Origin of the sequence: Lewinella sp. 4G2, assembly GCF_001625015.1 — a bacterium.
Lineage (GTDB): Bacteria > Bacteroidota > Bacteroidia > Chitinophagales > Saprospiraceae > Neolewinella.
The window spans coordinates 1,057,076-1,080,065 of sequence record NZ_LVWJ02000014.1; the positions used below are offsets into that span (position 1 = coordinate 1,057,076).

Consider the following 22,990-nt stretch of genomic DNA (forward strand, 5'->3'; position numbering starts at 1 on the left):
GCTACTTCCAGTCTTCCAAACGTTTCCTCATGCCATCAAACAATCCCCGTGCGGCTCAGCGCCGGCTCCTCACCATTTTCTGCTTTCTTATCCTCACCAGCCTAAGTGCCCAAACCAGCCTGTACTGGATCGGTGGCGCGGGGGAATGGGACGACCCGAGCCACTGGACGAAGGTATCGGGGAACCCTAATGCACTCAGTAGTACGATTCCGGATGAAGACACCCGAGCGGTGATCGACCTAAATTCCGGGTTGCAGAAGTTCGACGTCATCAACATCCCCGCCGGTACGTACGCAGTTTTCGATTTGGAGGTGACGTACAAAACAGATTTCACCCTGCAGTTCGAGGAGAACAGCAGTACCCAGGCCCAAGTGGTCATGAACGTATTTGGGGACCTCACGCTGAATACGGCCATCAGCCTCGACTACCAATCTCCCGCGTATAACTATGTTCGTTGGAAATTCACTGGGCCGGGGATACACGAGATTACGACCAGTGGTGAGGACCTGAAGCGGGTAGAGTTCTTAGACGAAAATGCTACCTACGAACAGCTGGATGACCTGGAAGCCAGCCAGCAATTACGGATGTACGGTGGAGTATGGAACAGCAATGGCCACGACGTAAGGGCAGAGCGGCTATTTTTCAGGGATAACGCCAGTAGTAGTAATCCACTAACCAAAGTATTCAATACGGCGGGGTCTACCATTTTTGTGGACGAGTGGGATTCCAAATTGACGTACGGCTCCCTCACGGTAAACGGGCCCCATACGATCCGTGCCCAGCTTTTTGAGGGGAGCCCCTCCCAGTTAAATGGCCCCAATTTTATCTACGACGAACTGATTCTGACGGAATATTCTGATGATCCGCCACCGGGCACCTCCACCATCAATCACTACAATTTTTTCTGTACTGATTGCGAGTTGAATAAGATCACCATTGAGGATACTGGCATCACTGAATTAGCAGGACCATTCACGGTGCAGCAGGAGTTGCGCGTCGTCAACCCCGGTTCCGTGATTCGCTTCAACGGGGGCAACGGGCGGTTCAACACGATGACGATCAACGGAACGGTAAAGACACCCCTGATCAACGGCTGCGATAAAAGGGTCGTGTTCGAAAGCAGCTTCCGCCCGACGGCCGAGTGGACCCGACCTTCAGGGACGCTGAACTTATCCGATGCCATACTCGACAACATTGTGGCGACGGGCGGCGCCACCTTCCGGCTCGGTAACGGCCAGTTGATGGGGTCCTCTACGGGCTGGACGATCACCAATCCTCCAACCTCGCTGGATTACGAATGGATCGGCACCGCAAACCAGATGGGCAGCTGGGCGGACAGAACCAACTGGCGCATCGTGGGTGGCAGCAGTAACGGCTGCATCCCTTCGCAAGTGGACAACGTCTTCATCAATAAAAATGCACGCGGCGACATCCGCATCCCCAGTGACTTTACGGCTGCCTGCAAAGACCTTACCTGGACGAACAAAGACGGTTTCGAACTGCGGCTAGACGGCGCCCCTACCGTAAGGAGTGAGTTGCTGGTTACCGGCAGCCTGGAACTGGACGCTTCGGCAACGGTAAGTGGAGTGGGCCTGAATAATCTCACATTCTCTTCTACTCAGCAGAATACGATCACCACGAATGGCGTCAGCCTACCGCGGTTGAGGTTTGCGGGAGAATTTGGATCCTGGGAGCTAAGGACTTCGCTCGACTGCGACCAAATTTCTGTGAAGGGGGGGACGCTCCGGACCGAAGGTAAACCCGTAACCACCTCCTATTGGAATACCTCCGGCGAGGTACCGACCACCTACGATCTTGGTAATTCAGCCATCACCGTTGCGGGGGATTGCATCCTTAAGCGCTTCCCCTACGACCTCGTCACCGTCCAGCCCGGTGAAAGTAGCATCGATGCGCATAGCCTGATCGCCATGGTGCCCGCACTGTACGACGTGACGGTGCGGGGGCCTACTGCATCGAGGATAAGTCTGGATCCCATCACGATGCGTAACCTGTCCATCGGCGCTACAACAGTCCGACTCGATGACTCTCTTACCGTAAACGAACTGATCTTTCTTGATGTCGGAACGCTACTAGTGGATCCTCCCGGAGGGGCGTTCAGTTCCCCGGGTGGCGGGTTAACCGTATCGGAGGGCATCACAAGCCGGGTAGGGTCCGGTACGGCGTACGTACAATCCCTCCTCCCTGGAACGACCGCCGAACTGCGTAAGCCGAATGGTAACCTGTGCATCGACGGCCCGGTAGAGTTCAGAGACATTGAAGCATCGGCCGCCGGCATCGTCAACGCGCCGGAGGCAACCGATGCCGGCAACGTCACCGGTATCGACTTCAGTTCCGGCGCCGGTGCCCTTAACTTGTACTGGATCGCCGGTAGCGGTGATTTTGCCACGCGGGAGAATTGGTCCAGCCTCTCCGGTGGCTGCCCGGCCAACCGTAACCCCGAATTGGTCACCCGGTTAGTATTCGACAACAACAGTTTCTTTCCCGGTGCCAACGTCGTAACGGTAGCTGGTGACCGATCGGCGCGGGAGCTCCGGTTCATCAATACCACGGAGATGGGGACGCTTAATCTGCTGGATTCCCTCACGGCTCAAAATCTCCGCGTGCTGGGTGGCCAGGTAGAACTTAGTGGCCAGGCCCTCAACGTAATCCAGGAGACGCGCCTGGATACGGATGGCTTACTCGAAGCCAACGCTACGAACTTCTATACCCGCACGCTGGATACGGAGAGTGGGATGATGGTCGTGCGGCCGGGGGCGGCGGTGCGGGTTAGGGAGGAGTAGGGGTAGTGCTCCCTCCGGTTTGGAGCCCCGACCTCCGGTCGGGGTTTGGTTTTCACCCGGTTTAAGCGCCGGACGCTCGCAGGAGCTCGAATCTTGCTGCGCGCGATCCGACCACGCTACGAGGTCCTAAAGGGAGGTGACGGGATTTATAACTATCAATCTCTAGGTCCTCGTAGCGTCCGACGAAGGAGGTCCTGCGAGCGTCCGGGTGAAAAGCAAATTCCACGGCTGACCGGACGCTCGCAGGAGCTCGAATCTTGCTGCGCGCGATCCGACCACGCTACGAGGTCCTAGGGGGAAGTAACGGGATTTATAACTATAATCTCTAGGTCCTCGTAGCGTCCGACGAAGGAGGTCCTGCGAGCGTCCGGTCCTTGCGGCGGATAACTAAACACAAAATAATTCTACAACAACTGTAACACCCACCAATTCCAACGCATAGACGCACGTACCCCCAAGAGGTTACCCCGCTATTCGTCACTGCTATTGACGCATAATTATTTGCGTAAGCAGTTGAAATTTAGTTAATTAGCTCACGCTACTCAAGTTTTCACTATGAAACACAGCCTACTCTTTTTCCTCTTCACCCTCGTCTGCGGTGGCCTTTCGGCGCAGCTGACGAACAACGGGGCGACCATTGTCATCGAACAGGGAGCCACGTTGACCGTGGAGGGCGCTCTGACGAATTCTTCCGGTACGATCAATAACGCCGGCACTCTGGAGGTCGAGCGCAATTTTACCAATAACGCTAGCCTGATTGCTACGGGCAACCAGAGTGTGGTGGCCTTCATCGGTAGCTTCAACTCCAATTTCAATCCGAATGGCGCGCCCATTCGGAGGTTGGAGGTCAGAAAGACGAACGCGCAGGTGGACCTGACCGGCGACGTCACGGTGACGGAAGAGCTCAGCTTTACGGGGGGCAATAATACGCGGCTGGACATCAATAATTCCGACTTATTCCTCGGCGCGGCAACTACCGTTACGGGTGGGGCCAGTAACCGCTTCATCTCTACTACCGGGACGGGTTTTGTAGAAAAAGCACTCCCCGCTTCCCAGTTCTCCCTTCCCCTGGGTTCGACGACCAACAAGATCCTGACAATGAACGTCAACGGTCTTCTTTACGTGCCGGGGGCAAACATTCGTGTACGCCACCGCGAGGGCCCAGCGCCCGATCTGCCCGCTGACGCTACGGACTACCTGACTTACCACAACGAAATTGTCGCTTCGGGAATCGCAGCGTACAGTAATGCAGTCCGTTCCAACTACGGATTTAGCTCGGTGGTGGGCGACATCACCAAAGTGGAGGGAGCGAGTTACTCTAGTGGACAGTGGTCCTACGACGATGCGGACCGCCAAACGAGTTTCTTTACCGGAGAGGTGACGGGGACGATCACGGCGGGCACCGCTTTCTTCACCGGGACCAACTTCTACGGCCAAGTGGACCCGCAGGTTTATCTGCAGGGTAGTTACATCAACGGTGCCAATATGATGCGGACGAATCTTTCCGATGCGGGCCTCATCCCCCTCGCCTCACCCTATTCCGATGCACCCGCGACAGCGCCCTCCATACCTACCGGCGCCGTGGACTGGGTGAAAGTGGAACTCCGCAACGCCGTATTCCCAGCCACGGTGGAGAGCGTACGGAGTGGTTTCCTGATGTCCGACGGATCGATCGTGGCGCCGGACGGCTCCAGCTTCCTTTCCTTTAAGGATGCGCCGAAATCCGCCTTCGTTGCTATCTACCACCGCAACCACCTCCCCATCAGAACGAGTGCCGTCTTCACTACGGATAACGCGCCCTTCGTTGACCTCACGAACGGAGCCAACGTGTACTCGAACCCATCCGTAACGGGTAACGCGCCCACCAAAGCCCTGAGCGGCGGCGTGGCCGGCATGTGGTCCGGCGATGCCAATGGCAGCGGTAACGTCTCCTACAACGGCGGTGGAAACGACCGGACCTCGATCCTGCTACGCGTCGGCTTTGCGACCTCCAATAACACTACGTCCGGCTACTTCAACGAAGACATCAACCTGGACGGAAATACCATTTACAACGGTGGTGGAAGCGACCGGACTTCGGTACTGCTGAACGTCGGTTTCGCTACCCCCACCAAGGTCATTCAATCCCATATCGATTAATCAAATCAACTATGAAAAACGCTTACCTACTTTTTGCTTTTCTCCTGGCCAGTGCCTTTGCTGGTGATCTGTTCGCCCAGGATTACGAGATCCGCGCCCGCACGGCCGGCCCCGGCCTGGTTGCCGTTGACGTTCGCTTCGTCGGCGCCGGCCCCAACCCCATGGCGGTGACGGATGCCCTGTTGGACTTCACCGTGGACCTCCGCTACCCCGCTGCGGCTGGCCTGGATTACGTTTCTCTCGATAATACCGGTGGCTACGGCATCCAGCGCGCCAGCGTAGAACAGGTGGATGGTGACGATGAGTTCGTCGGTTTCGCCCTCAGCGTAGCCCCCGTATTTCTGCTCGCCGACTGGGAGCGGGATGAGTGGATCGAGATCTTCACGGCCACTTTTGACGGCGACGCCAGCCCCGACGAGATCGTGGCGATCGGTGCGCTGGGGTCTAACCCCTTCAACGCAAACATCCCGAATCTTAACATGTCTGGCCCCGACTTCACGCCAGCCATCGTTGGCTCGGCCAACCTGCCCGTGGAACTGGCGGACTTCGCCGTTGCCCGCGTCGGTGCCGCCTCCGCTACCCTGAACTGGACGACGGAGCGCGAGGAGAACACCTCCCACTTCGAAGTAGAACGGAGCACCAATACGCAAGACTGGACCGTCATCGCCACCGTTGATGCGAATGGCAATAGCGAAACCGCGCTCGACTACCTCGCTTACGATAAAGACATTGCCCTGCCCGTGCGCAACGCCGGGACCGTTTTCTACCGCCTCCACATTATTGACTTCGATGGACATACGGAATACTCACCCGTCAAAACAATTGCCTTTGAACCCATGGCCACCAGCCTGACCGTTTACCCCAACCCGACTACGGATCTCGTCACCGTACAGACGGCGGAGGAATTGGTCTCGGTTACGCTACTGGACCAACAGGGCCGGCAGCTTACGACGACTAACTTGAATCAGCTTGACCTGAGTGGCTTCCCGGTGGGGGCTTACGGGTTGCGGATTGAGACGGTTGGTGGGGTTGAGACGCGGGTTGTTGTGCGGGGGCGGTAGGTTAGACTCCTATACGCGAAACGCCTATCACGTCTCCCCTCTCCTTTGGAGAGGGGCCGGGGGAGAGGGATACACGACGTCATGTATAGCGGTGTAGGCGTAGGTTCTATAAACGAAAACCCGGGATCTGAATCGACCTTTGGTCGATCCTGATCCCGGGCTATCATGGTGATCCCTACCGGGATCGGTAGTCTGGGGTTATAGACATACATACACCCACATACCTACATCCATATACGTACACTTATATATACACGTACATACACACCCAGGGTCGTCGGCCTTCGGCCTTGGGACCCTGGGTTAGGGGGGACCCTTTCAGGGTCTGGCGCGTTAGAATTTCTGGGGAATTCTTTACTTCGACTCTAGGTTTCGGTACGTAGAAAGGCCACACTTCAGGAAGTTCTCGTACTCATCTACGTCGGGGGTATAGGCGACCGGGGCGTTCAGGGTCTTTCCATCGGGGCTGACGAGGACGTAGTAGGGCTGGCTGGAGCGGGCGAAAACGGTCTGCTGGAAGTAGTGCCATTTTTCGCCGACCTGGTCGATGAGTTTGGTGCGGCCGGTGCCGTCGAGGCGATCGACTTCTACGTGTTCTTCGGCGGGAAGTTCGGAGCGGTCGTCGGTGTAGAGGCTGACGATAACGTATTCGTCGGTGAGGTAGCGGTTGATTTTGTCGACCGTCCAGACGTTCTCTTCCATTTTGCGGCAGTTGACGCAGGTGAAGCCGGTGAAATCGAGCATCACGGGTTTGTTGACCTCTTTGGCGTAGGTCAGGCCTTCTTCGAGGGATTTGAAGGGCGTCAGGTTGAGGTCCTTATCGCAGCCGGCGAAGAAGTTGTAGCAGACCGGCGGCGCGATGCCGCTGAGAAGATTCCGCGTTCGGTAGGTACCCGTTTCGGGGGTGGTTGTCAGGCCAATGGCCAGGTAGACGGCCAGGGCGACGGAGCCGGCTCCGATCACGCTACCGACGATGCCGATCTTGCGCTTCTTGCTGTCCAGTGGAAAGCTGATCAGTTTGAAGAGGTAGGCGGCGATGCCCACCGCGCACAGGATCCAGATCGCGAGGAAGGGCTCAATTTTGAGGAAGTCCCACTCGCCCACCAAGTCGGCGTTGGAGAGGAATTTGAAGGCCAGGGCGACTTCCACGAAGCCGAGGACGACCTTTACGCTATTCAACCAGCCACCACTTTTCGGCATGCTGTTGAGGAAACCAGGGAAGGCGGCGAACAGGGCGAACGGCAGACCCAGGGCCACGCCGAACCCGGCCATCCCCGCCGTCAGTGGCCAGGCGCCACCGGAGAGGGATTCAACGAGCAGGCTACCGAGGATCGGCCCGGTACAGCTGAAACTCACCAACGCCAGCGTCAGGGCCATGAAGAAGATGCCGGCGATGCCGCCCGTCCCCTCCGCCTTGCTGGCGCGGTTGGACCAACTTTCCGGCAGCGTCAGTTCGTAGAAGCCGAAGAAGGAACCGGCGAAGAAGAGGAAGACCACGAAGAAGGCCACGTTCAGCGGCACGCTACTCGCAATCGTATTCAGCAGGCCTGGGTCCAGCCCTTGGATAAGGTGGAAGGGTGCACTCAGCAGTACGTAGATCAGGAATATGAAGAAGCCGTAGAGGCCGGCCTTCTGGATCCCCTGCGCCCGCGTGCCGCCACTCTTCGTGAAGAAGCTGACCGTCAGCGGTATCATCGGGAAGATGCAGGGCATGATGAGGGCGAAAAGTCCACCGAGGAAGCCCAGCCCGAAGATGCTGAGTAGCCCTTTGTTGACCGTCTTTTCTTCGCCGACGCTACAGGCGCCGATGGGGTCCGCATCGAAGGCGACGCCGATCCCCAGGCCTACGGTTTCGGCTGTTTTACCCTCTTCCCCGGCACCTGCGGCAGCGCCCGAACCACCTGCTACGCCGTCGATGCTGACTACGGCTTTGGCGCCGGAGAGATCGAGTTGGAAGGGTACTTCTTTGGGCGGGAAGCAGATCTCGTCGTCGCAGGTTTGGTAGTAGACGTAGCCGTCCACAACGTCCGCTTTGCTGACGTCGACGCGCTGTTCGTAGACGACCTGGCCGCCCACGATCTTGGCAACTTTGGCGTCCCAGGCCTTATCGTATTTGGTCTTGAGCGTGGCGCTCGTTTCGGTGACGTCGCCAATGAGTTTTACACCGTCGTTTTCGTCTACGAAGAACTCGGTGGGGCTGGGGCCGACGGTGGGGTCCACGTCCTTGCTGTAGGTCGTCCAGCCCTCGCTCAGGGTGCCGATCATGCGTACGAGGTACTCGTTTTCAGCGACGGGCTCGGCCTCAAAAACCCAGCTCACGGGGTCGTTCTCGGAAGCAGCGGGTCCGGCGGCGCGGAGGGTGGGGCCGGGGGTGAACGCCGCTTCGGTTACTTGCTCGTCTTCCTCCGGAGTGGGCGCTGCCGCGGGTGCCGGCTTAGGGGGAGCAGGCGTGGATACCTTCGGAGCCGTAGCCGTCCGCTCATTCGGTTGGGGATCGGCGGGGCGAGTAATGACCGGCTTAGTTTGGGGTGCCGGCAGGGCCGGGCTCGTAGTGGACGGGGCTTCCGGAGCCACCACGGGCTCAGTAATTGGGGTAATGGCGCCCCGATCAGGAGCGGGTGGCGCGACCTCAAAGATGAACTCCTCATCCGTCGGCGGGAGGCACTGCTCGTCGTCGCAACACATGTATTCAATCGTCGTGCGAATGGGCTCCCCGTAGTTGATGACGCGCACCTTCTGGATAAAGTAAGTCGGTTCGTCGGGCAGGAATTTGATGACGTCAACGCCGAACATCTCGTCCATGCCCGCCTTCTTGTGCCCCTTTTCGAGGGACTTACCGATAAGCTCGTAGTGGTCGCCCTCCGCCCAGGTGAAGGAGGTCGGGATGGGCCCACCGTCGGGCGTATACTGGCTGTAGATGTTCCACCCGTCCTCCGGCAACGCCTTGACGATGAGGTGGAACTCATTGCCGCTGAGGTGCTCGACCTCCGTCTCGAAGGAGATCGGGCTGGCGAATTGCGCCGTAGCGGCCAGGGAGGTGAGTAAAAGGAGGAACGTGAATAGTCTGGACATCATTGGGATTCGCTTAGGGGCCGGGCGGCGGAGGGAAAACGCGGGCTGCCGCGGGGCCGGTGCAAAAATAACGTAGTGGTGGGGGATGGTTGTATAAGGGGCTGTTAATGGGGGGCTATCCCCCCTCTCCTTTGGAGAGGGGCTGGGGGAGAGGGCATGTGTACACGAAAACCCAGGGTCGTCGGCCTTTGGCCTTGGGACCCTGGGCTAGGGGGGACCCTTTCAGGGTCCGGTGTCACCTCAATGCGTTACCTTACCCCTATGCGTGCCTTATCCATTTTATTTATGTGCCTCACCCTCGGCGGAGCCTGGTCCTGCAAGCCGGCGGGGGAGGCGGAGATCACGTTGCGGGCGAGTATCCTGGTGGCCGAGGACCACACCTGGTACCAGGCCCTGCGCTTCTTTGGGGATGAGCTGGAGGAGCGGTCCGGCGGGCGGATGCAGTTGCAGATCTACCCGTCCGAGCAATTGGCGAAGGAGATCGAGGCCATCCGGATGATCCAGGCGGGGGTGATCGATATGACGACGACGAGCGCCCTGCTCAGCAACTGGACGGAGATCATGACCTTCTGCGAAATGCCCTTCCTGATGGACAGTATGGAGGACGTCGACGCCATGCTGAACGGGCCAGTCGGGGCGCGGATCCGTTCCGAAATGGTGACCAAGACCGGCCTGCGGCCGGTGGCCTACTTTCAGGCCGGGGCCCGCCACCTGACGTCGAACCGGCCCATCAAACACCCGGACGACCTGCAGGGGCTGGCCATCCGCATCCCCAGCATCCCCGCTTTCGTAACGGCCTGGGACGCGCTCGGAGCCAAGACGACGCCCATCGCCTTCTCAGAAGTATTCACCTCCCTCCAGCAGGGCGTCATCAACGCCCAGGAGAACCCCCTGCCACTGACGAAGATGCTCGCCATCTACGAAGTGCAGGACTACCTGAACCTGACGAGCCACGTATTCGGTTGGACCTACCCCGTGATCGGCGAAAAGCAATTCCAGGCCATGCCGGCGGATCTGCAAGAGATCTTCCTGGAGTGCGCCGCCGAGATGCAGACCTACGAGCGGAAGTTGTTCCTGAAGAACGACGCCCTCGTCCGCGCCGAACTGGAAGCCAAGGGGATGACCTTCGTGGAGGTGGACCGCGAAGCCTTCAAACAAAAGCACGGCCTGGCTATCTACAATACCCTCTCGCCGGAGATGCAGGCCGTTTACCGTTCGCTGAAAGACACACTGTAATGAGGTCCTTCGTCAAAATTATCGGGACGCTGCTGAAGTGGGCTACCCTCTTCAGCACCGTTGGCTTCGTCGCTGCCATCCTGGTGCAGATCTTTGCGCGCCTGTTTTTGCCGACGGCGCCGTCCTGGACGGAAGAGGCCGCCCGAGTCTTCTTTGTGTTGGCCATCGGGTGCGCGGCCGGTCCGGCGCTGCGGAGTGGGGAGTACGTGCAATTCGACTTCTTCTTTCAACGGATGAGCCCGCGCTGGCAGCACCGTCTGGCCTTGTTGATCGATGCCCTGACGGTCGTGCTCTTCGCCCTCTTCACGGTGTACGCCGCCGCCTTCACCTGGATGGGCTGGGCGGAAAGCTCGCCGAGCCTGAAGTTTCCGATGGCCATCCCGTTCGTGGGGATGCTCGTCCTGGGCCTCTCCGTCCTCATTTTTGCGGTAGACCGGCTCGTCCGGACAATTGGTAGGCGGCCCCGGGCGGTGGAGGCCACAAAGCGGACGCCATGATCTTAGTGTTACTCCTCACCTTCGCCGTCTGCATCCTGCTGCGTTTCCCGATCGCTTTTTCGCTCGGGCTTTCCTGCCTGTTGTACCTAATCGCGACGGGCACGCCGCTCATCGTGATGCCGATGAAGATGTACTCCGGGATCGACGTGTTCGTACTGCTGAGCATCCCCGGCTTCATCATGGCCGGTAACCTGATGAACAGTGGCGGGCTTACGGAGAAGATCATCGCTTTTTGTAACCACCTCGTGGGGCACATCCGCGGTGGGCTGGCGCTGGCCAACATTGCCGCTTCCATGCTCTTTGCCGGGATTTCCGGGACGGCCATTTCCGATACGGCCAGCATCGGTTCGGTGATGATCCCGGCCATGAAACGGGAGGGGTACGACGCGGATTTTGCCTGCGCGGTGACGGCGGCTTCCTCCACCGTGGGGCCGATCATCCCACCGAGCGTATCGATGATCATTGCGGCGACGCTGACGGGCCTTTCCGTCGGGAAACTCTTTCTGGCGGGGGCCATCCCCGGTTTCCTGCTGGGCGTGAGTTTGCTGGGCTATACCTATTACATCTCCCGCAAGCGCCAGTACCCGAAACACGAACGAAGTTCCCTCGCCGAAGTCGGCCGTGGCTTCATCGATACCTTCTGGGCCTTGCTGCTGACGGTCATCATCCTCTACGGCATCATCGGTGGCCTGTTTACCCCGACGGAGGCCTCGATCGTCGCCGTGCTGTACGCTTTGGTGGTGGGGGTATTCGTGTACCGCAAACTCACTTTCCGCCGCGCCTTCGTGGTGTTCCTGGATTCGATGAAGACCTCCGCCTCGTTAATGGTGCTCATCGGTTTCGCTAACCTGTTCGGGTATATCCTCATTACTGAGCAATTACCGCAGGTGGTGTCGGGGCAGATCCTGTCGTTTACGGATAACCCTTACGTGGTACTGCTGCTCATTAACCTGCTGCTGATTTTCGTGGGTACGTTTATGGAGACGATTGCGGCGCTGCTCATCCTCTTCCCCATTTTATTAAAGGTGGCCCTGGCGGTGGGGATTGATCCGATCCACTTCTCCGTCATCGCCCTCCTCAACCTGATGATTGGCTTGACGACGCCGCCGCTGGGCGTGTGCTTGTTCGTGGCGGCGGGTATTGGGAAGGTATCGATTGGGGCGGTGAGTCGGGCGGGTTTCCCGTTCTTGCTGGTGAGCCTGGTGGTGCTGGCGTTGGTGACGTTGTTTCCGGGGATTTCTTTGTTTTTGCCGGAGTTGTTTTTGGGGGAGTAAGGTTGGAGGCGTGGCTTCTGGGCGCGTGGTGTGCTTCCGGCGGTTTGTTTCGCAGGGGATGGAGAGGTTGGGGAGGCCTGCGGCGCTTGCTTGTGTGGCATTTATTCGCAGGAGAAGTAGAGATTGGGAGAACTAGAGGCTATCGGCGGATTTTCGCAGGAGCGGGAGAGGTTGGGGAGGCCTGCGGCGCTTGCTTGTGTGGCATTTGTTCGCAGGAGAAATAGAGATTGGGAGAACTAGAGGCTATCGGCGGATTTTCGCAGGAGCGGGAGAGGTTGGGGAGGCCTGCGGCGCTGCGTGACTGCCCGCCCCGAAGGGCCGGCCTGCGTAGCGGTGGCACACCGTCAGGTGGCCCACTCTACTTGTTTGATGGCCTCCAACACCGGTTTGGGACCTCCGGTCCCGATCTTAAACCGTAGATGAGCACTAGAACAAACACTAATCTCCCAACCCACCACTCTTACGTCCAAAATCTAAAATCTAAAGTCTAACGTCCTCACATACTAGAAGTCATCAACAACCCAATATCCGTCGACCGCATCTCAAACCGCCTGCCCAAATAGCTATTCGTCAGGCAGCCTTTGAAGGTGTACACGCCGTGGCGCATGCCCTTGTTGTGCATGATGTACTCCTCGATGGAAGCGGCGCCATCCGCTTTGAGGAGCATGGGGACGATCAGGTTACTCACCGCGATGCTCGCCGTGCGGCCCACGCGGCTGGCGATGTTGGGGATGCAGCAATGGGTAACGTCGTGGCGGACGAACGTCGGGCGGTCCATGCTCGTCAGTTTGCTGGTGGCGAAGCAGCCGCCCTGGTCGATGCTCACGTCTATGATGACCGAGCCGGGGCGCATGGCACGGACCATGTCTTCACTGACGACCACCGGCGTGCGCCCGTCCTCAGCGTGGATGGCACCGATGGCGACTTCGGCCGTGAGGAGCTCCCGCCGCAGGTAAGTCGGGTTGAAGGCGCTCGTGTAGAGTTGGCGACCCACGCTATTCTGTAGGCGCATCAGTTTGTGGATGTTATCGTCGAAGATCTTTACTTCGGCACCCATGCCGAGGGCGGTGCGGGTCGCGTATTCGGCCACGACGCCGCCGCCGAGGATCACGATTTTTGCGCTCGGTACGCCGGAGACGCCGCCGAGGAGGACGCCGGGTCCATCGCCCTTGCCACTCAGCAGTTCGGCCGCCATCTGTACGGCCGTGATGCCCGCCATTTCGCTCATGATGCGGACGATCGGGTAGCAACCACTGTCGTCCTGCAGGTACTCCATCGCGATGGCGATGATGCGCTTGGCCTTAAGGCGGTAGAGGTACTCCGCCGAGATGATCGGTAGCTGGAGGGGGGAGATCAGGACCGTCCCCGGTTGCATCATGTCGATCTCCTCGAGGGTGGGCGGCGCTACTTTCAGGATCACCTTCGCCTTGGTGTAGACCTCGCGGGCGGAGTGGGCAATTTCGCCACCTTCTTCGCTGTAGTGGTGGTCGGTAAAGTTGCTCGCCGTGCCGGCGCCGGTCTGAACGAGGACGCGGTGCCCCCGGCTCGTCAACCGGTTCACGCCGCTGGGTACGAGGGCGACGCGGCGTTCCTGCAGCGTAATTTCTTTTGGGATACCGATGAAGAGCGCCTCCCGTTTCGTTTCCACGGCCAGGGTTTCGGTTTGGGTTTGCCCGTAGCCGCCCGTCAGTTCGTCGGGGAGGGAGACTTTGGGGCGGTCCGGCGCTTTATCGGTGCTGCTCATGCTGGCGGTTACTGGTCGGTCGTGATGGTGAGCGTGCGCGACTGTCCGTCCGCCGCGTGCTCCAGGCGTAAGTGGACAACGCCCGGAGGCAGGAGAGGTTCTAACACGGCCGGCCATTCGATGAAGATCGCCACGGCGTCCGCGTGCACCGTTTCCTCGATACCGGCGGCCAGGGCTTCCTCCACGTCCCCCAAGCGGTAGGCATCCAGGTGGTAGATCGGCCCGTCGGCGGCGGCGTATTCGTTCACGATGCTGAAGGTGGGGCTCGAGGTCGGCTCCGTCACCCCCAGTTGCCGCGCCATTTCCGCCACCAGGGTTGTCTTGCCCGCCCCGAGGTTCCCCTCCAGGGTGTAGATGGTCCCGGCCGGGTACCGATCGAGCAGGCTTTTGGCGATGGTGGGGAGGTCATTCAGCGTGTACTGCATGGGGCGCTGCCGCGGGTGCGGGGTTTTGGGGGATGGGCGCGAAGGTAGGGTTGAGGGAGGTAAAAGTTTTGCTTGGGACAGTAGGCGTTTGGGTGGGGTTGGTGAAATTAGCAGAGGTGACGATGGGGGTATCCAGTTGGTCGTTAGCCAACGGATAGGGGATGTGGTGTTTTTGGGTTGTGATGATTTTAGTTGCCGTCGTCGTCTCCGAAAATTTCGGGGTGGTCAGGAGACGTCTGGTTCTCTGCGGGCGCCGTATTTCTGGGTGGATTAAGATAGGGTGCGCCCAATTGGCGCTACCCGTCAAGCCTTGCGGCCTGAGGATAGTTTTTCATTGGGCGGTATCATATCGTTTCGGTGTTGCTAAAAATTGCAGTAGTTCGTTCATTTCATCTAGAGATAAAGAATCGAACCTGCTACCTATCTCTATATGATCATCATCATACAAGGTTGTGATTAAACGATCAAGCCGACGATAATCCTCTAATTTGTATAAATGTTTAAATTGTTTATCTTTTTCTGAGGTTTGATGACAAAACATACACCTCTCGTAAAAGGTGGCCTTACCAGACCTCCATGCGCTAGTCTTGTATACAGCATTATCCCCGTTATATACAAGAGATTGGCTTGCACATCCGATGGCTAATGCCAACCCAATGACAATAATGAACTTGGCGAGGTCCGCCCCTTTAAAAACCAGCATCTTTCGCCTTTTTTCTGTCATACTTCTCCCCATGAGAGTTTAAAAAATCTCTTGCACGACTACGTGTTCTGTAATGAGTTTTATGGCGTCGCCCATTTGCAAACTCCTTTGGTGTTTTAGTGCCACCTAAGTCCTGGATAAACTTCAAAATCTGTTGACGCGTGAGGCTTATACTGCCATTTAGATGATCTCCCATTAGCCCGCTACCATCACTCGAGTGATCAGCTCCTGTATTGTGACCAAACTCATGTGCACCTAACTCACCGCCTTTTTCCCCGGTAAGTTCACCTGCTTCTACAAGAGTAACATTGCCTGGAGTCTCCCCCCAACCCTGCACGTTCTCTTCGTTACTATTGACAACTTGATCAACGACAATCATTAAAAAGTCAGTGTCCGAAACATCGTCCAGAGACGTGACTACAGTTTGGTTAACCCTTGTCTTTACGGACACAGTAACTTTTCTATCTGTTAGCTGGTAATCGTCTGTCCGAACATAAGATGGTGCTCTACCGCTAAATGAGCTCTCGATACTGGACTTGACTCGACCTAATCCGACGCTTATTTCATGCCCTTGTTTTGAAGATAAGTTAATGACCTTCTGATTATAAGACGCTGAGACGTTTCGTCGGCCTACATTCCCATTTGAATCTCTAACGTCGTCTGCTCTAACTTTTTGCAGCCCATGCAGGTCAATATTTGCGATAGGTTCATTCTCAGCATAGTTGTAAGTCGACACATGTGGAAACTGATCTGAGATCGGGTCCACGCCTGTGAAGCGCCCGATGGCCGGATCGTAGTACCGGAAGCCATACGCATACAGTCCAAGGTCTTCATTAAGCTCCTTCCCATTGTACCGATAACGATTGTCGTCAACTCCTGTTTGGCTGTCATTCCAAGCCCCCCGCATCTCCATCCCAAATGGATAGTAATGATGTTCACTAATTACTTCCTCCTCCTCAATACTTCCGTTTAGATCCCAATCAGCAAATCTAACTCTTACATTGCCTAACTGATCGGTGAGATTGTATTCAGATATCCAATCGACAGATTGTGGGCAACTAGCCGTAAACGCAGCGAATGTAGTGCCTAGTTGTGAAGAGAAGCCACTTTTTAGTTCAATCGTTTTTTCTGCTGTTATTGCTGTTGGGTTCGTAATGGGCACACTTGCTGTAGCCAACGTTTTTCGGCCTCTATACACGCTTCGATCTTGAGGAAGAAAATTTTCGTATGCCCCAAGATTATTATAGATGTTTAAATCATCTTCTTCAATCTCTGGAAAATCTGGAATATCTGGTATGTCCTTGTCTTCATTGCAATCACGCAGCAAGCCGTAAGAGTAGAAGCCTGACGAGGCTACACGGCCTTCAGCATGAAGTGCATAGTCCAGCCGATTTTCTTTAAAAACCATATCTCCTATATATGTCCTGACAGTCGATTGTCCATCGATACTAGAGGTGATTTCTCCAATTTTTTCTCCCGTCGAGGTATAAATGATATCAACAGTTGTTCCATTTGATTTTTCAAATCTATATGGCAAGTTTAAGTAATTATAATCAACTATAATAGAATTAGTCGGATCAACAGTTACATTTCCGTTTTCATCATAAACGTAGTCTAAGCCCGAAGTAGAGTTGTTGAACCCACTATCACCCTGATTCCCAGTACCATCAGATATTGAAGCTACTTTATTTGAATTTTGATGAATAGTATATTCTAGTAAATCAACCCAGTTATTACTACCATCTTCTAAGACACCCGCCCGTGACAGACTACTAATATTGCCCCTATCGTCATAGTTGATCGATCCAGTGTAGTCAATACCATCAATTTTCGTTTCATGTAAATTGAGCCTGTCCAGGTTATCATATATGAAATCCTGCACAAGATTAGACACGCCACTTCCAAACTGATCTAATTTTAATATATTTCCGTTTGAATGAGTGATTTCGCCATTTGAATAGTGCAGCTTAAGTCCGAAAAGGTCATCTTCGCGTGCGGTCACATCGTTTATACTATTCAAGAATCCATTGGGCAAGTAAGTGTAATCAACTCTTTGTAGCGTTTGCTTCTTCCCACCCAAAAACTTCGTACTAAGTTCTCCTTTAGAGTTGTAATCATATTCAGCAATTGTATCTATAGCGCCTACTAGAATGCCATCAATAAGACGGTGAGACTGGCTTACTACCCGACCAGATCGATTAACGGATGATGAATTCCAGGAACGATGATATCTCTTATCCGTATGAACAGCGTTTGATGACGATAATACCATTCCATTAGGGTGAGTTACAAATTTTTCTATTCTGCTATTTTGATCGTCATTCAATGGATGGTTAGACTTTTTACTGATTAGCTTTCCAAAAGTATCATACTCATAAAGCGTCGTATAGCTATGATTTGCAACGTTCCTTCCATCCATCTTAAAAGTCGACGATGAAATTACCTTGTCCTTTAAAAAATTGGTATTTCCATATTGAAATAAAGACGTTGTACTTCCATTTGTAATGTCTTGTTCACGAGATTCATTCTCAGCATTAATTGTATTAGTAAAACCTGTTTTTGTAATTCTACCATAGCCATCATAAACATTTGAATAGTACCCTAAGCCGGAAGGATAAAGCTCACCTTCGGTATAGGTTAGCAAATCTCTTTGGTTATAATAGTAATTCTCGATTGGACGGTCTGGGAATTTTTTACTTAGAAGGTTGTTCCAGCCATCATAAGTGTAACCATAGAACAAATTATTGCTAGCAGATGATGCACCAGCTGGGAAAACAAATTTGAGCCTATCTTTAAGATCATAAGTGCTGTAGGTGTCTACAAAATCATCTGCACCTTTATGCCTACGCTGTAAAATTATCCGTCCTCTAATATCAGCAAAAGTCTCAGATATTTTACCCTCTTCATCTATTAATCTAGTTACGAATAAAGAATTAACGGGATAAACATCGTTAAGTGGAGTTTCAATAATATCGATGTTTGAGCCGTGTTGATACTGTTTTCTTGACCATTGCGGCATAGTCGTATATTGTACTCGGCCTAGAGGATCCGCAAAATATTCAACCAATGTGTAATCATTACCCGTTGGATCGACGTAGGCACGTGAATCACTATCGGACGGAAAGGCTTCATATCTTTTATAAGGTCTGCCAACCTCGTCGTATTCAATTGCATTTTGGATCAAACTCTTGAAACTTTCTGGATCTTGCTGATCATTTATTTTCCACCTATCCACTTGTTGACTTGGTCGCCCGAGGCCATCATAATATTGACTTACAGATTGTGCTGTAAAGTCACAAAGCTCGGCAACGTCTTCCGTCAATTCATATTGATCCGTAATGGTCACGCGGTTTCCAACTCCTGATCTATGATAGCCATACGAAATGTCCTTTTTTATTTCGATCCCACCATTGGGAGACAGGACCGTAACGCTATCTAATCTTGTTAATTCGTCGTATTTGTATCTTATCTTTGAACTATCAACATTAATGTGCTGTAGAAGAAAATTTGAATTTGTTACATAGGTGTATTCCTCCTTAAAATCAAGAAACTGTTTTGACTTTACAAGTCCAGTGGGGTACCAATCAAATATAATTGTATCCCAGCCTTTATATGTTACAAATTGTGGACGGCCGTATTTGTAGTTTTCTATCCTCACTTCTTCTTCCCAACTTCCCGACCAGACTGCATCATCACTTTCAGTTGCGATATACTTGTTAACTCTTGATAATCTAGGAAACCCTGCATCCAGACTAAATATGCTTTGCTGGCCGCTAACCATAATGCTATTTACTTCTAAACTAGATTCTAAGGTTGATATTATATTTAACTCCTTGAGCTTTAGGGCTGCAGAATCAGTAGATGCATCTGGATAAGCATATCTTTTTAGATATGTCTTGCCATCACTGTTTTCAGTAGAAATGGAGGTTGGGTATGTTGGATAAACATCGGATTCATAATTGTAAGAAGTGGTACTGGCAACGCCATCAATTTCGTTAACTTTACTGTTGACTTTGAAGAATCCATTTTTAATACCATATCCACGTGGCCCTAATAAGATTCGGGGCGGAATAATAACCCCATTACACACGCTTCCACTTTCAGAAACAGTGAAAAGAGACAGAACAGCGCCTGCGTTATCAATGCCAGGATATACTACCTCGATGCCATCTATAGATTTTCTAGCAATCAGTTGCCCTGATTCATTAAAAGATTTTTCTTCCTTTAATTGTCCTCTCGCAAAATCCGGTAAGGTTGGAAGTGGTAGTTGATCTTCTGGCGGGCTACCATTCGGCATTGCCCCCATATAATATTCACGAATTATAGAACCAGAGTTTGGAATAATTTCTTCAACATGCGAGTAGCAAATGTGTCGCCCATCAAAGTCTGTATGGGAGGTATAAAAGTTTGATCTTATGTCTGTAGCCTCGATCAATAATGAGCTACTCCCCGGTGAACTAACAACATTATAATCAATTTTGTAATTAGGATACTTAAATAAGACACCTGACTTAGTTCCATTTGGCTTCTGGTATTTAAATGAACGTGATACAGTGGAATTCCCAGCAATTTGATTAGTACTGGCAGTTATCTCTTTAATACGAAGACCTCCTACAAGATCGTTAATCCAAAAATCATTACCAGAATTTTCTGCTTTGTGTCGTTCGTACACATAACTAATTTCCCCTCCAGTCGGCAGGATTTGTTTTTTTAAAGTTCCAGTTAAAGCTGAATTTAGATTACCTACATTTCGGTTTAGACCGCTATTGATGTATGGTACAACCCTAGGAAGCAAGCCAGATCGTGCATCATTACTAGTGACATTATTGTAAAATCCCCAATGATCTATCGCCTTACTCAATAAGCTAGGATATGGTGCACCTTCGTAATATTCAAATATATGCGATGGTACTTTGGTTCTTTCGCCGAATGTTCCGCATTGTTGTTCTTGAATTGACTCAAGTTTTAGTCTTTTACGATAAGAAGAAGTAGGGTCATGAGGTCCTTTTAAACTGCTGTCATTTTCTACGTCATCTGTGGCTGGACCAGTCACGTAAGAGTACTCGAATGCCACCTGTTTACAAAGACCATAAAAGTCACCTTGCTTATTCTGTCTAAATTCTATATTATTTAGTCGCTTAGGCGGTTGGCTTGACCCATCGAAGTTATTCCAAATTGATAAATCTTGTCTGTTTTCTTCAGCTGATAAGAAGACAGATTCAGTTCCGCTTTTCGTTTCAATGCCAACTAATCGGTAGCTTTCTATATAGTTGATACTGATCGGCTTATTCTCTAAGTCTCCGATATTGCCAGGAGTCAAATAATCCAAATTGAAGTCGGTTCTCCTGTAACACCCGGTTTCTGAACCGTCAGGGTTGAGAATTGATGCTTTATTTGAAACACCTCTTTGGTCACTATTTGTTAAGTATTTATATTTTTCTTTTTCATAATTAAAGTCAATTGAGTAGTTGCCATCCGCACTCTCAATTTTGACTAAAAACCAACTATCTCCACACGGCGACAAATCTCTTCGCGGCGAATAATAATCCAAATTCATTCCCGTCCTCTCCATCTTCGGAACCTCGTCAGATGTTATTTCATCACTAGGAACTCCAAAGTAGTATTTTGTTCCATCTGGACCCGTAATGACGAATCCCTTAATCGTACCAAATTCTCTTTGAAATAGTGGCTCTATTATGAGATCATTATCCGGTAAAAGCACAATTCTTTTCTCACTTGTTCCATCAAAGTAAAACTTGCCAGATTTCCCCAAAAAATTAAAGGAAAAAATGTCGGGCTCAAAATCTACTTCACCTCTTTCGTAAGCTAGGATGTCTATTTCCAGAGTCCCATCATGAACGACTTGTCCATGATAATAGTAACCCTTTTTCGTACTGTCATCATCGTACCCTCCTCTTCTGCTGCGCATAATCATGCCCCCGCTATTTAGTGTCCAGCCCATTCCAGTCCAGCTCGAGGGATTAGCTACGCGCAGTCCACTTGCGTGATAAGAAAGATATATTGGGAGTTGCAAATCACCTTCTTTTAGCGTGTGCAACGGAATTGCAATTTGTGGAATCCCCGTGAAGTGACTAACTGGCATTTCGACGTATTCACCAAATGCCGCTGCGGTTGGAGTCTGAATGGCACCAATATTTAATTCTCCCCCACTTGGTTGAGCAAAGACAACATGAGAACCAAAGATCACAAATATTATCAGCAAGCAGAGCCTTGAAAAAAATGTAGTAATGGGCATAGGTAATTCTTTTGTTCGCTTACGGAGGAACTGTTTATTAAGTCGAATACTTATAGATACCTTTCAAGCAGCGGTTATAGTAGGATGAGCTTTAAATAGCTACGGTATTTCACCTAATGACTAACGACCACCAACTTTTGAGCCAGCAAACCAGCCTTTTCACCACCAATAAATTCAACGTTGTAAGTACCGGATACCCACTGCGATGTATTAAATTTTTCGTACTTGTTATTTGTTGAACGTTGTTCTATGATTTGACCGGATGCGTTACTAACTCTTATCAGAATTGGCGCATCCGTGAAACCACTTTCCACTACAAAATAATTGGAGGCAGGATTTGGATACACCATGTAGGTAGAATTATTCAACTCTTCATTCTGCAGTTGATCACCACACGGAGAACAATTTGCAATTTTCGCTAATGACCTATTGAGCTTTTCTAACTCCGACCTCAGTTCATCTTGCTCGTTCAATAGTTGTTTGTAATCACGCTCCTGCCGCGCAATCACCTCCCCCTGCTCCTGCACCGCCCCAACCAAAATTGCAATCATATCCATATACCGCACCCCACGGATATCTACGGCCTCAGCATCAGCCACCGCGCCAGCACCTTTCTCCGTACCGCCAACCACGCTCGGAAAGCCCAACTCGTCCACTTCTTCCGCCGTAGCGATCTCCGCCGCGTCGGTGGTGTAGGGGTGGTGGACATCCGTCACCAGGTCGGGTAGCACTTTGGCGACTTCCTGCGCCACGAAGCCATAGTGGATAACCTCTTCCTCGCCGAAGCCCATCTTCTCGGAGGCTTTGTAGCTGTAAGTGTGGGGTTTTAGGCTATTAACGATATCCAGCGCGCCTTCGATGTTCTTGACATTTTTCTTCAGTCGTTCGTCCGAAGCTTGCGTGAAGGTGCCATTGACGTGTACGTCCCCGACGAAGTAACCAGCGTAACCAGAGCCACCGTTGATGTTACTGTATAGCCCGTACCGCGCAGCTTGACCGCCACCTTTAATGTCGATGTACTGCCCGTAGGAAGTCTTAGCCGCATCTTGCGTATAACTCTTTACCTGGATGTAACTACCGTAGGCATTATTCCGCTTCCGGTGCACCGTCTCTCCGTAGAAATTGGCGAACAGCTTATTCTGCGCCCGCGTGCCCCGGTCATCCACAATACTGTAGTTACCGAATAACCGACCTTTGGCGTCGGCTGTATTGGAGAGGTCGTTATAAATGCCGTAAGCGTCCATATCACCACCGTGGCTAACGACGTTACGCACGCCGTACGTCAAGCCAGTAGCCCCCATCGCCTGTTCTACGTGATTCCACAAGCCATACTTTTCGGCTAGGCCAGAATCAAGCACATTATAGATGCCGACACCGCGCACGGTATCCGCGCCAGTCGAGCGGACGAACAGATTGTATTCGTGGTCAGCATTGCTGAAGCGGCTCTTCGCCATCGGGTGGGGAAGGTCGCCAAAGCCATTGCTACCGGTACTATCAACGAAAATTTGGGCGCTAAGCGATTGGCTGGTAACGACTAGGCATAGCAATGCCAGGATGGGTATCAGGAACTCTTTTTTCATGGGTATTTAGATTCTGCCTCAATATAGTTGCTAAAAATTAAAAATTACGTTCAAACATTATATCAACGTAAAATTCTATCATATCGCGAATTATTGGAATGTATGTTTATACTCTAACAGTGATGTACCACTATTGAACTCCAAGGAAATTAACGTCATTACGCACCAACCTACTGAACCGACTTCCTGTCTACGGTTGTAG

The 22,990-nt window shown here is 52.6% G+C and carries 13 protein-coding genes; 6 read left to right on the forward strand and 7 right to left on the reverse strand.

The window, feature by feature from the left end; translation table 11 throughout:
• The first annotated feature begins 29 nt into the window (after positions 1-29).
• The 3 genes from A3850_RS05650 to A3850_RS05660 all read left to right on the forward strand — a co-directional run bounded on the left by A3850_RS05650 (position 30) and on the right by A3850_RS05660 (position 6,001).
• The gene (locus tag A3850_RS05650) at positions 30-2,801 is read left to right on the forward strand and encodes a hypothetical protein (protein ID WP_068214909.1); all 2,772 of its coding nucleotides are present in this window, start codon (positions 30-32) and stop codon (positions 2,799-2,801) included.
• A gap of 555 nt (positions 2,802-3,356) precedes the next feature.
• Entirely contained in the window at positions 3,357-4,940 is a 1,584-nt protein-coding gene (locus tag A3850_RS05655) for a hypothetical protein (protein ID WP_068214910.1), read from the forward strand.
• Between the two features lie 11 nt (positions 4,941-4,951).
• The gene (locus A3850_RS05660) at positions 4,952-6,001 is read left to right on the forward strand and encodes a T9SS type A sorting domain-containing protein (RefSeq protein ID WP_068214911.1); all 1,050 of its coding nucleotides are present in this window, start codon (positions 4,952-4,954) and stop codon (positions 5,999-6,001) included.
• Between the two features lie 354 nt (positions 6,002-6,355).
• Here A3850_RS05660 and A3850_RS05665 read toward each other — a convergent pair whose 3' ends face one another.
• Positions 6,356-9,076, reverse strand: coding sequence for a thioredoxin family protein (locus A3850_RS05665; protein ID WP_157500919.1), 2,721 nt, complete (start codon positions 9,074-9,076; stop codon positions 6,356-6,358).
• 258 nt (positions 9,077-9,334) lie between these two features.
• Here A3850_RS05665 and A3850_RS05670 point away from each other — a divergent pair, with 258 nt between their 5' ends.
• From A3850_RS05670 to A3850_RS05680, 3 genes are read left to right on the forward strand one after another with little or no spacing between them, the layout of a single operon-like run.
• Positions 9,335-10,309, forward strand: a complete 975-nt coding sequence (locus tag A3850_RS05670) for a TRAP transporter substrate-binding protein (RefSeq protein ID WP_231915284.1) — start codon at positions 9,335-9,337, stop codon at positions 10,307-10,309.
• Positions 10,309-10,806, forward strand: a complete 498-nt coding sequence (locus A3850_RS05675) for a TRAP transporter small permease (protein WP_068214914.1) — start codon at positions 10,309-10,311, stop codon at positions 10,804-10,806. Before A3850_RS05670 ends, A3850_RS05675 begins: the two co-directional genes overlap by 1 nt.
• Positions 10,803-12,080, forward strand: coding sequence for a TRAP transporter large permease (locus A3850_RS05680; protein ID WP_068214915.1), 1,278 nt, complete (start codon positions 10,803-10,805; stop codon positions 12,078-12,080). Before A3850_RS05675 ends, A3850_RS05680 begins: the two co-directional genes overlap by 4 nt.
• 496 nt (positions 12,081-12,576) lie before the next feature.
• Here the strand turns inward: A3850_RS05680 and A3850_RS05685 are convergent, their stop codons facing one another.
• The 6 genes from A3850_RS05685 to A3850_RS05705 all read right to left on the reverse strand — a co-directional run bounded on the left by A3850_RS05685 (position 12,577) and on the right by A3850_RS05705 (position 22,788).
• Positions 12,577-13,824, reverse strand: a complete 1,248-nt coding sequence (locus A3850_RS05685; RefSeq protein ID WP_068214916.1) for an alanine dehydrogenase — start codon at positions 13,822-13,824, stop codon at positions 12,577-12,579.
• 8 nt (positions 13,825-13,832) lie between these two features.
• On the reverse strand, positions 13,833-14,249 hold the full coding sequence (tsaE, locus tag A3850_RS05690; RefSeq protein WP_068214917.1) for a tRNA (adenosine(37)-N6)-threonylcarbamoyltransferase complex ATPase subunit type 1 TsaE: 417 nt from the start codon (positions 14,247-14,249) through the stop codon (positions 13,833-13,835).
• Positions 14,230-14,400 carry a hypothetical protein gene (locus A3850_RS20125; RefSeq protein WP_157500921.1) on the reverse strand — a complete coding sequence of 57 codons (171 nt, stop codon included), beginning with the start codon at positions 14,398-14,400 and terminating at the stop codon, positions 14,230-14,232. The genes tsaE and A3850_RS20125 overlap by 20 nt, the downstream gene beginning before the upstream one ends.
• Before the next feature lie 180 nt (positions 14,401-14,580).
• Positions 14,581-14,952 (reverse strand): hypothetical protein, encoded by a 372-nt coding sequence (locus A3850_RS05695; protein WP_068214918.1) that lies wholly within the window; start codon positions 14,950-14,952, stop codon positions 14,581-14,583.
• Positions 14,939-21,208: an RHS repeat-associated core domain-containing protein gene (locus A3850_RS20395; protein ID WP_231915285.1), complete on the reverse strand. Its 6,270-nt coding sequence runs from the start codon at positions 21,206-21,208 to the stop codon at positions 14,939-14,941. Before A3850_RS20395 ends, A3850_RS05695 begins: the two co-directional genes overlap by 14 nt.
• A 113-nt stretch (positions 21,209-21,321) precedes the next feature.
• Complete coding sequence (locus A3850_RS05705; RefSeq protein ID WP_068214920.1) at positions 21,322-22,788, reverse strand: tail fiber domain-containing protein; 1,467 nt, start codon at positions 22,786-22,788, stop codon at positions 21,322-21,324.
• Between the last annotated feature and the right edge of the window lie 202 nt (positions 22,789-22,990).

Coding starts and splice junctions, on each gene's coding strand:
- A3850_RS05650 (WP_068214909.1), top strand. CDS start 30: ATGCCATCAAACAATCCCCGTGCGGCTCAGCGCCGGCTCCTCACCATT.
- A3850_RS05655 (WP_068214910.1), top strand. CDS start 3,357: ATGAAACACAGCCTACTCTTTTTCCTCTTCACCCTCGTCTGCGGTGGC.
- A3850_RS05660 (WP_068214911.1), top strand. CDS start 4,952: ATGAAAAACGCTTACCTACTTTTTGCTTTTCTCCTGGCCAGTGCCTTT.
- A3850_RS05665 (WP_157500919.1), bottom strand. CDS start 9,076: ATGATGTCCAGACTATTCACGTTCCTCCTTTTACTCACCTCCCTGGCC.
- A3850_RS05670 (WP_231915284.1), top strand. CDS start 9,335: ATGCGTGCCTTATCCATTTTATTTATGTGCCTCACCCTCGGCGGAGCC.
- A3850_RS05675 (WP_068214914.1), top strand. CDS start 10,309: ATGAGGTCCTTCGTCAAAATTATCGGGACGCTGCTGAAGTGGGCTACC.
- A3850_RS05680 (WP_068214915.1), top strand. CDS start 10,803: ATGATCTTAGTGTTACTCCTCACCTTCGCCGTCTGCATCCTGCTGCGT.
- A3850_RS05685 (WP_068214916.1), bottom strand. CDS start 13,824: ATGAGCAGCACCGATAAAGCGCCGGACCGCCCCAAAGTCTCCCTCCCC.
- tsaE (WP_068214917.1), bottom strand. CDS start 14,249: ATGCAGTACACGCTGAATGACCTCCCCACCATCGCCAAAAGCCTGCTC.
- A3850_RS05695 (WP_068214918.1), bottom strand. CDS start 14,952: ATGCTGGTTTTTAAAGGGGCGGACCTCGCCAAGTTCATTATTGTCATT.
- A3850_RS20395 (WP_231915285.1), bottom strand. CDS start 21,208: ATGCCCATTACTACATTTTTTTCAAGGCTCTGCTTGCTGATAATATTT.
- A3850_RS05705 (WP_068214920.1), bottom strand. CDS start 22,788: ATGAAAAAAGAGTTCCTGATACCCATCCTGGCATTGCTATGCCTAGTC.